Origin of the sequence: Pseudomonas extremorientalis (assembly GCF_024584605.1) — a bacterium.
Classification (GTDB): Bacteria; Pseudomonadota; Gammaproteobacteria; order Pseudomonadales; family Pseudomonadaceae; genus Aquipseudomonas; species Aquipseudomonas extremorientalis.
In genome coordinates, this window is the sequence record NZ_CP089519.1 from 4897619 (window position 1) to 4909372 (window position 11754).

The 11754-nt window shown below is 60.8% G+C and carries 9 protein-coding genes; 2 read left to right on the forward strand and 7 right to left on the reverse strand.

The features are described from left to right. Nucleotides 1-105: 105 nt before the first annotated feature. From LUU92_RS21995 to LUU92_RS22005, 3 genes are read right to left on the reverse strand one after another with little or no spacing between them, the layout of a single operon-like run. The gene (locus LUU92_RS21995) at nt 106-1452 is read right to left on the reverse strand and encodes an ATP-binding protein (protein WP_093128142.1); all 1347 of its coding nucleotides are present in this window, start codon (nt 1450-1452) and stop codon (nt 106-108) included. Further along, the gene (locus LUU92_RS22000) at nt 1449-2126 is read right to left on the reverse strand and encodes a response regulator (RefSeq protein WP_058427484.1); all 678 of its coding nucleotides are present in this window, start codon (nt 2124-2126) and stop codon (nt 1449-1451) included. The genes LUU92_RS21995 and LUU92_RS22000 overlap by 4 nt, the downstream gene beginning before the upstream one ends. Before the next feature lie 18 nt (nt 2127-2144). After that, the gene (locus tag LUU92_RS22005; protein WP_071490514.1) at nt 2145-2453 is read right to left on the reverse strand and encodes a hypothetical protein; all 309 of its coding nucleotides are present in this window, start codon (nt 2451-2453) and stop codon (nt 2145-2147) included. Between the two features lie 135 nt (nt 2454-2588). Here LUU92_RS22005 and LUU92_RS22010 point away from each other — a divergent pair, with 135 nt between their 5' ends. After that, nucleotides 2589-3305, forward strand: a complete 717-nt coding sequence (locus LUU92_RS22010; protein ID WP_071490515.1) for a 4'-phosphopantetheinyl transferase family protein — start codon at nt 2589-2591, stop codon at nt 3303-3305. 4 nt (nt 3306-3309) lie between these two features. Here the strand turns inward: LUU92_RS22010 and LUU92_RS22015 are convergent, their stop codons facing one another. Together LUU92_RS22015 and LUU92_RS22020 are read right to left on the reverse strand one after the other, a co-directional pair. Continuing rightward, entirely contained in the window at nt 3310-4920 is a 1611-nt protein-coding gene (locus LUU92_RS22015) for an ATP-binding protein (protein ID WP_071490516.1), read from the reverse strand. Next, nucleotides 4917-5642 carry a response regulator gene (locus LUU92_RS22020; RefSeq protein ID WP_257102646.1) on the reverse strand — a complete coding sequence of 242 codons (726 nt, stop codon included), beginning with the start codon at nt 5640-5642 and terminating at the stop codon, nt 4917-4919. The genes LUU92_RS22015 and LUU92_RS22020 overlap by 4 nt, the downstream gene beginning before the upstream one ends. Nucleotides 5643-6195: 553 nt before the next feature. Here LUU92_RS22020 and LUU92_RS22025 point away from each other — a divergent pair. Next, a complete protein-coding gene (locus LUU92_RS22025) occupies nt 6196-9093 on the forward strand; it encodes a ribonucleoside-diphosphate reductase subunit alpha (protein ID WP_071490518.1) in 2898 nt (965 codons plus the stop codon). A gap of 102 nt (nt 9094-9195) precedes the next feature. On the opposite strand, the gene LUU92_RS22030 is transcribed toward LUU92_RS22025, so the two are convergent. Both LUU92_RS22030 and flgE read right to left on the reverse strand, forming a co-directional pair. Further along, complete coding sequence (locus LUU92_RS22030; protein ID WP_257102647.1) at nt 9196-10188, reverse strand: hypothetical protein; 993 nt, start codon at nt 10186-10188, stop codon at nt 9196-9198. Between the two features lie 228 nt (nt 10189-10416). After that, nucleotides 10417-11727: a flagellar hook protein FlgE gene (flgE, locus tag LUU92_RS22035; RefSeq protein WP_071490520.1), complete on the reverse strand. Its 1311-nt coding sequence runs from the start codon at nt 11725-11727 to the stop codon at nt 10417-10419. Between the last annotated feature and the right edge of the window lie 27 nt (nt 11728-11754).

An 11754-nucleotide genomic window follows, 5' to 3' on the forward strand; every position in this document is an offset into this window, starting at 1 on the left:
GGACTGACGCTATCGGGGCAAGCCCCCTCCCACATTTTGATGTTTGAACACATTCAAAGGTGGGAGGGGGCTTGCCCCCGATGAGGCCTGTACAACCGATAAAGATCACAAAGCCGGGAAGTGAATCCTGAAGGCGGCGCCACCCAACGGTGAATCGCCCAGGGTCAAACGCGCACCGTAGCTCTCGATGATGTCCTTGACCACCGCCAACCCAATCCCCTGCCCCGGGTGCTGACGGTCCAGCCGTTCACCCCGCTGCAGAATCCTGGCACGCTGATCCGGCGGCACGCCAGGCCCATCATCCTCAATACACAGCTCGGTGCCTTCCAGGCTTTCCACCAGGCTGATGCGCACTTCGCTCACGCACAGGCGGTAGGCGTTTTCCAGCAGGTTGCCGAGCAGCTCCAACAAGGCGCCTTTCTCGATTGGCACGTCACATTCTTCCGGCAGGTCGAAGGACACACTGACGCGCTTGTCGCGATAGACCTTGCCCAGCGTATCGCACAGGCTTTGCAGTACCGGCTCCAGGCGCACCTGGTGGCGCACCAGGCCGCTTTTGCGCAGGCTGGCGCGCTGCAACTGGTAGCTGATCTGCTGGCTCATGCGCTCGATCTGCGATTGCAGCACCCGGGCCTGCTCGCGATCTTCCGGACGCTGGGCCATTTCTTCGCTCACTCCCTGCAACACCGCGAGCGGGGTTTTCAGGCTGTGGGCCAAATCGTCGAGGGAATCGCGGTAGCGCGCACGTTGCTCACGCTCGCTGTGCAGCAAGCGGTTGAGGGAGCCGGTCAGGCGCAGCAATTCGCGGGGGTGTTGTTCGGAGAGGCTCTCGCGGGTGCCGCCTTCGATCTGGTCGAGCTCCTGACTCAGCCGGCGCAGGGCTTGCAGGCCCCAGGTCAGGCCCAGCCACAGTAAGGTCAACAACACCAGCAAGGCTGCGCCGAAGCCCAGGTAGAGATTTTCGCGCAGGCCTTCCAGGGTCAACTGGTATTCGCGCACCGGTTGCAGGGCCACGATACTGAAGGCGGCGCTCTTGCCGCCCAGCAGCCTGACCTCGACGTCATACACGAAGAATTCCTGGCCGTTGGCCTCGCGAATCCGCGCAAACTCGTTACCGCGCCCGTCGTAGCGCGGCTTGTAGTTGATGTTTTCTTCTTTGGTCGCCCGCGAACGCCACACCAGGTGGCCTTCGCGGTCGTAGATATAGCCGAGCAGGCGGCTGTCAGTGAGGTTGAAGCGTTCGTCGGGCAACTGCGCCGGCATCAGCAGACGGTTGTTTTCGACCCGCGCGGCAGAGATCAAGGTGGTGACGTCCGACGCCAGGCGCTGCTCGATGGAGTCCTGCAACGCCAGGCTGAACGCCCCTTGCATGGCCGGCAACAGGCCGAGCATGAACAGCACGGCCAGGGTGGCGGCCGCCAGCATCAAGCGTACGCGTAGCGAGCGAATCAACGGCAGCGCTCATTGAACAGATAGCCCAGGCCACGCACCGTGTCGATCGGCTTGAACCCGGCCGGGCCTTCCAGCTTGCGACGCAGGCGACCGACCAGCACCTCGATGACATTCGGATCACGCTCGTCGTCATCGGGGTAGAGCTGTTCCATCAAGCGGTCTTTGGCGACCACTTGTTGGTGATGGCGCATCAGGTATTCAAGGATCCGATATTCGTAGGCGGTCAACGCCAGCGGCTGCTCTTCGAGCGACGCCTGCTTGCGATTGAGGTCCAGCAACAAGGGACCAGCAACAATGGTCGACTGGGTAAAGCCACTGGAGCGGCGCAGCAAAGCGTTCATCCGCGCCTCCAGCTCTTCGAACTGGAACGGTTTGACCACGTAGTCGTCGGCACCCGCAGCCAGGCCTTCGACCTTGTCCTGCCAGTTACCGCGGGCGGTGAGGATCAGGATCGGAAAGGTCTTGGCCTGGGTACGCAGTTGGCGGATCAGGTCCAGGCCGCCCATGCCGGGCAGGCCCAGGTCGATAATCGCCAGGTCATGATTGAACTGGCCAGTCTGGTACAGCGCCTCTTCGGCATTGGCCACGGCCTCGACCACATGCCCGCTGTCGGTCAGGCGGGTAAACAGGTGATGACGCAGCAGCGCCTCATCTTCCACCACCAGCAATTTCATAAGGCTCTCCAAAGCAATTCAACTGTCCGACAGAGGGATATCATAGCGGCCCTGCAGGTCTTGCGGGCGCAGTTTAATGCCATTGAACTGGCCGGTCAGGTGTTCATAGCCGGCGCGGTAGGCCGGCTGCGGTGTTGCAAGGCCCAGGGACTGGCCCCAGGGCGTGGGTTGGCTGCCCATTTCTTCGAAGCTGACACGCTGGATCAAGGTACTGGATTTCTTGGTTTTCTCACCGCCGAATGCGGCGAAGGCGCCATCGGATGCCTGGACCCCAGCGGTTGCACTGAGCATGGTTAACGCCAACATCAGCTGTTTGATCGCAGTCATGGTGTTACCTCTATGCGTTTGGCTGTATGCCCCAGACTACGCAGCCCCCCCTGAACTCCCCCTGAACAGGCTCTGAACCTCACCTGAACCGCAGTGGGCTATCCTCACGCCCCTCAACTCGGCAAAATACCGACCATGAATCCCTTGCCCGCTTGCTGCACTCCACTCGACGCCCATTGGCCGCTGCCCGAACCGTTGCCCGGCACGGTGTTTCTCAGCACGCGCTTTGACCCGGCCCTGCTCACGGCCGGCGATTTCCAGCGCTGTGCCGTGCCGCCACCGGCGAGCATCCAGCGCTCGGTAGCCAAGCGTCAGGCCGAGTTCCTCGCCGGCCGCTTGTGCGCCCGTGCCGCCCTGCAACAGCTAGATCACCTGGACTGCATCCCCGCGATCGGCGAAGACCGCGCACCGGTGTGGCCCGCGCCTATCAGCGGCTCCATCACCCATAGCACCGGGCATGCCGCCGCGATTGTCGGGCACAAGGCGCAATGGCGCGGGCTGGGGATGGACCTGGAGAATGTGCTGAGCCTCGAGCGGGCCGAGCGGTTGGCGGGGGAAATCCTGACGGCTGATGAATTACTGCGCATGTCCGCCTTGCCAAGAGAAAGGATCGCCCTGTTGGTGACGCTGACGTTCTCCGCCAAGGAGAGCCTGTTCAAGGCGCTCTACCCCATTGTGCAAAAGCGTTTCTACTTTGAGCATGCCGAGTTGCTGGAATGGTCAGAGGCCGGGCATCTGCGGTTGCGACTGCTGACGGACCTGTCCGAAGAATGGTGCCACGGCAAGGAATTGGCGGGGCAGTTCGCGGTGGATGATGGGCAGTTGTTGAGCCTGGTCGCAATCAGCGCCTGATCCATCAGGGTTTCTCTTGATCCCTGGGCCAACTCAAGCTGAAACATGCGCCGCCCAGATTATTGCTCTTGCTGATCAACGCCCGCCCACCGTGCCAGTAGATAATCCGCCGCACGATCGACAGCCCCAGGCCATGCCCGCCCGAGGCACGGGTGCGACTGTCGTCCAGGCGCAGGAACGGCGTGAAGATGCGCTCCCAGGCACTTTCCGGCACACCGGGGCCGTCGTCTTCCACGTCGATGCGGCAGCGTACCTGGCCCACCTGATAACTGATCAACACCTGCCCCTGGGCATGGCGCATGGCATTGCTCACCAGGTTCTGCAGGGCACGGTGCAGGTAACGCGGTTCGGCGTCGACCCAGGCGTCGTCCCAATGCGTCGAAGACAAGCAGATCCCTCGGGCCACGGTCACTTGCGGACGCAGTGGCGATAATTCGCCGATCACCTGGTCGAGCAGCGCATCGAGGTCGACGCGCTGGAAATTCAGCTCCGGCGAGCCTTGTTCCAGGCGCGCATAAGTGAGCATTTCATCCACCAGGCCATCGAGGTCCTGGATGTCGTTGTCCATGCCTTCCAGGTATTTACGCCGAGCCTCGACGGTAGTGGCGTCGCCAACCATCTCCAGGCCGAAACGCAGGCGTGCCACCGGCGTGCGCAGCTCGTGGGATACAGCGCGCACCAGTTCACGCTGGATAGCAAGCAGCTGTTGCAAATGCTCGGCCATGCCATTGAACGCTGCCGCCAGCCGCCCCACCGAATCGGCGCCACGGGCCGGCACGCGGACTTCCAGGTTGCCCTTGGCGATGCGGGTGGCGGCGGCCTCCAGGCCGCGCAGCCGACGCTCAAGCTGGCGCACCAACAGATAGACGATCAGCCCGATCAGGGTCAGGCCGATCAAGGCGATCAGGATCAGCCATTGCGCCGGGTAAGGGTTCATCTGATACAACGGGCCGATCTCCAGCACCCACGGCGTACCGACCATGCCGGCAAACACGCGGATCGAATCGCCGCCCTTGCCCAGGGCCATCACCGTGTCGCCTTCCGAAACCCGACGACGCTGGTCTTCATCCATATCGGCCTGGTCGAGGGTCATCAGGTGCATATCAAAGCCAAAGCCCTTGGTTTCCTTTATATCTGCCAGGCGCTGCGGCTGTTCGGCCACCGGGAAGCGCACCAGCTCATCGGCCAGCAGGTAGATAGTCGCGCGGGCCAGTTGTTCGCTGATCTGCTGAACCTCGCCTGTAAGAACAAGCTGCTCCTGTTCGCTGACCAAACGCAGCACCCGCGCGGCATGCGGCCCGGTCTGCTCCACCAGCACCTGGCCGCGTTGCAGGCGATTGCGCTGGCTCAAGTCCAGTTGCGCATCGGCCAGCGGGCGCAACTCCAGCGGGATCCCCAGCAAACGCTCCCACACCGCCAGGGCGCGCTGGCGCTCGATGGCGCTCATGGGTTGCAGGTTGTCACCCATCAAGGCGAAGGTGCCATGGGCCAGGCGCTCGCGGTACTGGCCGCTGCGCACCTCGTTGAGCAGGTGCAAGGCCAGCACGCCGAGCAGCGCCACCAGGATCAGCGCCGCGCACATGCCGCCGTATATGCGCAGGAAGATCGAGTTCACAGCGGCATGTCGGCGGCGGCTTCGGGGACGAACAGGTAGCCTTTGCTGCGAATGGTCTTGATCAGGCGCGGGTGGATGGGGTCGTCACCTATCTTGGGGCGTATGCGAGAAATACGCACGTCGATGGAGCGATCCTGGCCGTCGTAGCCGATGCCGCGCAGGGCAATGAAGATTTCTTCGCGGGACAGAATGCGCCCGGCATTCGCCACCAGCAGCCACAGCAGGTCGAACTCGGCGCTGGTCAGTTCGATGCCCTCATTATTCAGCCAGGCCTCGCGCAGGGCGTTGTCCACAACCAGAGGGCCGAATTGCAGGCGGCGCTGGTTCTCCACGGCGGTTGGCTCCGTCGCTTCGCTGCGCCGCAGCAGGGCCTGGATGCGCGCCAGCAACAGGCGCGGACGCACGGGCTTGCACACATAATCGTCGGCGCCCATGTCCAGGCCCTGCACCTGGTCCATATCGTCGGTGCGCGCGGTGAGCATCAGGATCACGCCGTCATAGCACTCACGCACCTTGCGGCAGATGCTCAGGCCGTCTTCGCCGGGCAGCATCAGGTCGAGGATCACCAGGTCGGGCTGTTCGGCGATGATCCGCGCCGCCGCCCGGCCACCATCGCTCTCCACCGAGACCCGCAGGCCGTTGCTCTCCAGGTACTCACGGGTCAATTCGGCCAGTCGCTGGTCATCTTCGACTATCAATACCTGCCAGGCTTCTTGCTCCACGGGTGACCTCAATGTCTGTCATAAAAGGCGGGCATGATGTGGGTCACTTCTTAGCCCGAGGCAGGCGATTGTAGCCATGGGCCAGCCCTCAAACACAAGCCAGGAAATCCATTCGGTGATCAGGTTTTTTTGTGATAGGGTTCGCGCCCTTCGAAAATGGGCCGCTTGTTTTCAGGCCGAAACATTTAATGACAAACGGCGTAATCCAGCAGCAATGCGGCCTACACGGCTGTTCTACCTTTCTTACACATTTTACTCACAGCGTTATCCACAGGTTACTGCGTTGCTAACCCCTCGAAAACGCATTATCTTGTACCTCGGCACTACAGAAGACCCTACATGTGGGGTTTTCGAAGAAATCGCCCAACCACACAAGTGGCTCGAAATTCAAGCGTTTTATTGCTAGCGCAGCATGGAACCAACCGATTTTCAGTAGACCAAACCGCTCACGCGGATGGCAGCTGTTTCCCATCCCCGATATGGAAAACGGTACGGGTGTTGCAGGAAGAGCCTGGCACTCGCAATCAAATATAGAACGTGGAGACAACCCCCCATGCAAACCGACACAACTCGCGAGAACCCGCAAGGCTCCGTGCCGCAGGCCGCTGATTCGAACCTGGATCTGTCCGCCACCGCACCTGGCCAACTGCGTGTGATCAAGCGTAACGGCACTGTCGTTCCTTACACCGATGACAAAATCACCGTCGCCATCACCAAAGCGTTTCTTGCAGTTGAAGGCGGCACCGCTGCCGCTTCGTCGCGCATCCACGACACCGTTGCCCGCCTGACCGAACAGGTCACCGCGACCTTCAAGCGTCGCATGCCGTCGGGCGGCACCATCCACATCGAAGAAATCCAGGACCAGGTCGAACTGGCCCTGATGCGTGCCGGCGAGCAGAAAGTCGCCCGCGACTACGTGATCTACCGTGATTCGCGTGCCAAGGAACGTGCCGTACGCTCCCCGGCCGAAGAAGCCGCCGTGCAAGCGCATCCGTCGATCCGTATCACCCTGGCCGACGGCAGCTTTGCACCGCTGGACCTGGGCCGCCTGAACACCATCATCACCGAGGCCTGCGAAGGCCTGGAAGAAGTCGACGGTGACCTGATCCAGCGCGAAACCCTGAAGAACCTGTACGACGGCGTGGCCCTGACCGACGTCAACACCGCCCTGGTGATGACCGCCCGTACCCTGGTTGAACGCGAGCCGAACTACTCGTTCGTGACCGCGCGCCTGCTGATGGACACCCTGCGTGCCGAAGGCCTGGGCTTCCTGAAAGTCGCCGACAGCGCCACCCACCACGAGATGGCTGACCTGTACGCCAAGGCCCTGCCGGCCTACATCGCCAAGGGTATCGAATTCGAATTGCTGAACCCGGTCCTGGCCACCTTCGACCTGGAAAAACTCGGCAAGGCGATCAACCACGAGCGTGACCAGCAGTTCACCTACCTGGGCCTGCAGACCCTGTACGACCGTTACTTCATCCACAAGGACGGTATCCGCTTCGAACTGCCGCAAGTGTTCTTCATGCGCGTGGCCATGGGCCTGGCGATCGAAGAGAAGCAGAAAGAAGACCGTGCCATCGAGTTCTACAACCTGCTGTCGTCCTTCGACTACATGTCGTCGACCCCGACCCTGTTCAACGCCGGCACCCTGCGTCCACAGCTGTCGAGCTGCTACCTGACCACCGTGCCGGATGACCTGTCGGGCATCTACCACGCGATCCACGACAACGCCATGCTGTCCAAATTCGCCGGCGGCTTGGGCAACGACTGGACCCCGGTGCGTGCATTGGGTTCGTACATCAAGGGCACCAACGGCAAGTCCCAGGGCGTCGTGCCGTTCCTGAAAGTGGTGAACGACACTGCCGTGGCCGTAAACCAGGGTGGCAAGCGCAAAGGCGCGGTGTGTGCCTACCTGGAAACCTGGCACATGGACATTGAAGAGTTCATCGAGCTGCGCAAGAACACCGGTGATGACCGTCGTCGTACCCACGACATGAACACCGCCAACTGGATCCCTGACCTGTTCATGAAGCGTGTCTTCGATGACGGCAAATGGACCCTGTTCTCGCCATCCGAAGTGCCGGACCTGCACGACCTGACGGGTAAAGCCTTCGAAGAGCGCTACGAGTACTACGAAGCCCTCACCGAGTACCCAGGCAAGGTCAAGCTGTTCAAGACCATCCAGGCCAAAGACCTGTGGCGCAAAATGCTGTCCATGCTGTTTGAAACCGGCCACCCATGGCTGACCTTCAAAGACCCGTGCAACCTGCGCAGCCCGCAGCAGCACGTGGGCGTGGTCCACAGCTCGAACCTGTGCACCGAGATCACCTTGAACACCAACAAGGACGAGATCGCCGTTTGCAACCTGGGCTCGATCAACCTGCCGAACCACATCGTCAACGGCAAGCTGGACACCGCCAAGCTGGAACGCACCGTCAACACCGCTGTTCGCATGCTCGATAACGTCATCGACATCAACTACTACTCGGTGCCACAGGCGCAGAACTCCAACTTCAAGCACCGCCCGGTCGGCCTCGGCATCATGGGCTTCCAGGACGCGCTGTACCTGCAGCACATTCCTTACGGTTCGGATGCTGCGGTCGAGTTCGCCGACAAGTCCATGGAAGCGGTGAGCTACTACGCGATCCAGGCGTCCTGCGACCTGGCCGACGAGCGCGGCGCCTACGAGACGTTCCAGGGTTCGCTGTGGTCCAAGGGCATCCTGCCGCTGGATTCGCAACAGATCCTCATCGAAGCCCGTGGCCAGAAGTACATCGACGTCGACCTGAACGAATCCCTGGACTGGGCGCCGGTACGTGCCCGTGTGCAGAAAGGCATTCGTAACTCCAACATCATGGCTATCGCACCGACCGCCACCATCGCCAACATCACCGGCGTATCGCAGTCGATCGAACCGACCTACCAGAACCTGTATGTGAAATCGAACCTCTCGGGCGAATTCACCGTGATCAACCCGTACCTGGTTCGCGACCTCAAGGCTCGCGGCCTGTGGGACTCGGTCATGATCAACGACCTGAAGTACTACGACGGTTCCGTGCAACAGATCGAGCGCATCCCGCAAGAACTCAAAGAGCTCTACGCGACCGCCTTCGAAGTAGACACCAAGTGGATCGTTGACGCCGCCAGCCGTCGCCAGAAGTGGATCGACCAGGCGCAGTCCCTGAACCTGTATATCGCCGGCGCTTCGGGCAAGAAGCTGGACGTGACCTACCGCATGGCCTGGTACCGTGGCCTGAAAACCACTTACTACCTCCGTGCCCTGGCCGCGACCAGCACCGAGAAGTCGACCATCAACACCGGTAAGCTGAACGCTGTTTCCAGCGGCGGCAACCACGGTGATGATTCGGTGCTTGCTGCGCCAGCTGGCCCGGCGCCAGTGCCAAAAGCCTGCGCGATTGACGAGCCGGATTGCGAAGCTTGCCAATAAGCTGAGCCTGCCTTGGGTTTAACCACCCAAGACTGAAAAGCCCCCGATATATCCATGGTGTATCGGGGGCTTTTTTTGTCGGGCTACAGGCAAGTACGCTGACTAGAACAAGATGGTCGCAACACCCGATTTAGGCACACCGCCTCGCCCTCCCCACAACTCAACCCGGCCATTGATGACCGCCATCGAGTGTCCGTCGTACTCCACGGTGCCCACCTTGCTGTTTCTCAAATCGGCGTCGCTCGCAGGCCGGTAGCGCCCCTTCAACCCCAGTCGATCCAAGCCCTCACGCGAATCCTCGCCATCATTGAGGCTATCCATCGCTGCCCGGAAACTTCTCCCAGCCGTGCCGTCGTTATTTTCCATCTGCGCCCGCTTGGCGCTGGCGGCATACATGAAGTTGGCGTCCGTCATCATTGCCGGGTCATCCCCCTTGAATTGAGCATGCCTGGCCGCTTGCTTCACTTCGTCTTTGGTCAATGACAGCTTGAAGCCATCGCGCATTGTCACGTCGTAACCGTTTGCAGTCTCCTTCACGTCCTTGAAGACATCGGTAGGCTTCTGGCCATACTGCATCATGGCGGCTTTGATGGCGGAAACCGTGATGCAATTACCATCGGGGCCCTGACTGAATCCGCTCCAGATATTGTCAGGCTTTTTTCCGGGGTTGCTGTTATCCGGCCTGTAGTTGAAGTGCCTTGCCCCTTCAGTAACCGGCTTGTTGCTCATGGACTCAGAGGGCCCGAAATCACTTCGGGGAACGCTGGGACCGCGACGACCGCCTGGCGACACAGGGGGCGCAGGGGGCGCAGGTGGCTGTGAATCCTCGTCTTCGGGAAACCACTGTTTCAACAGCTGCCTGAGAAACTCACGAAACTGTGCATCAGCGGCCTCAATCATTGTGTTGAGGATTTCCTTGAACTTCTCACTCCCCAATTTCTCACGTAACGCATTCAACTTGTCGCGCGTATCCTGAACCACCTGATTCTTGCCGGTCTGTTGCGCATCGAACAGCTCGCCGAGCAACTGCTTCACCGCAGACACTTCAGCCACCGGCGCAACCGCAGGTGTATCGCCGCCTGCCTGGCCAGGCATATACCCGACACGCCGAGCGCCTTGCCCGGACACTCCTGAATGCCACATTCCCCGCCCCCCTTTGATTGGTGAGCCACCCAGGCTCTGGTTCAATCAGTGGCAGAACAGGTCAAGCGCGTTCCTTCCCAAGCTTCAAAGCACGTAACCTGATATGTCATCGGCACTTTTTCTTACGCCCACAAAAAAGCCCTTCTTACGAAGGGCTTTTTTGTGCAGCGCTACCGCATATCAGGTCATCTGGATGATGGTCTGCATGATGGTGCTCTGGGTGGAGATGGTCTTGGCGTTCGCCTGGTAGTTGCTCTGGGCCTTGATCAGGTCTACCAGCTCGTTGGTCAGGTTGACGTTGGAGTTCTCCAGGGAGTTGGCCACGATCGAACCCAGGGTACCGGCTTGCGGGGTGTCATAACCCGGCTGGCCCGAGGCGAAGGTTTCTTTCCAGGTAGTACTACCGGCAGGCTGCAGACCCTGTTCGTTGTTGAAGCTGGCCAGCGAGATCTGGCCGATGGCCTTGCTCTGCTGGTTGCTGAACGTGGCGAACAGCACGCCGCTGCCGTCGATTTTCAGGCCGGTGATCTGGCCGGTGGCGTAGCCATCGGTGACCGGTGGGTTGCGGTAGGTGGCCGAGTTGTACTGGGTGATGTTGGCCATGTTGACGGCGATACCTGCTGGGTTCGCATCTGCACCGTTGGCCTTCCACACACCGTTGGTCACGGTGCCAGGAACCCAACCGCTAATGGTCAGGGTCTTATCAGAGACACCACCGGTGACCACACTGGTGAGCTTGCCGGCGCCGTCAAAGGTCAAGGTCGATGGCACAGGTGGAGTCGATGGGGTGCCGGTTGGCGCCGAACCGTTGGGGTTGCGACCATCGATCAGGGTATAGGCATTCCACTTGTTACCGTCGGTTTTCACCAGGTACTGCACCATCGGGTGCGCGTTGCCCTGGGAATCGTACAAGGTGGTGCTGTACTGGGTGGTAAAGGTGCTGGTGTCGTTCGGGTTGAACGGCTTGGCCACCTGGTCGATCACCGGCTCCGAGGAGTTCAGGTTACTGGTGGAGTCCACTTTGGTGGAGGCCTTGGGCGGCAGGTTCGACAGATTCAGTTGCAGGTCGGTCAGGCCGCCCTTGATGATCTTGCCATCGGCATCTGCCGCGTAGCCTTGCAGGCGCGAAGTGCCGGTATTGTTGGTGATGTAGCCGTCTTTGTCGGCACGGAAGGCACCGCTGCGGGTGTACTCCAGCGAACCGTCGCTGCCCTTCTGCACGAAGAAGCCGCCACCCTGGATCGCCATGTCCAGGATACCGCCGCTGCCGTTGACGTCACCCTGGGTGAATTGCTGCGACACGGCCGCCAGGTTCACACCGTTGCCGATGCTGTTCTGGCCGGTGCCCAGCTTAGACGCGGCGTAGATGTCGGCGAATTCCGCACGGGACGACTTGAAGCCAGTGGTCGCGACGTTGGCGATGTTGTTGCCGGTCACGTCCAGTTGTTTGTTGGCCGCATAGAGGCCGCTAAGGCCGATGTTAAAAGACATGTTTCTCTCCCTCTGCCGTATTTAGCC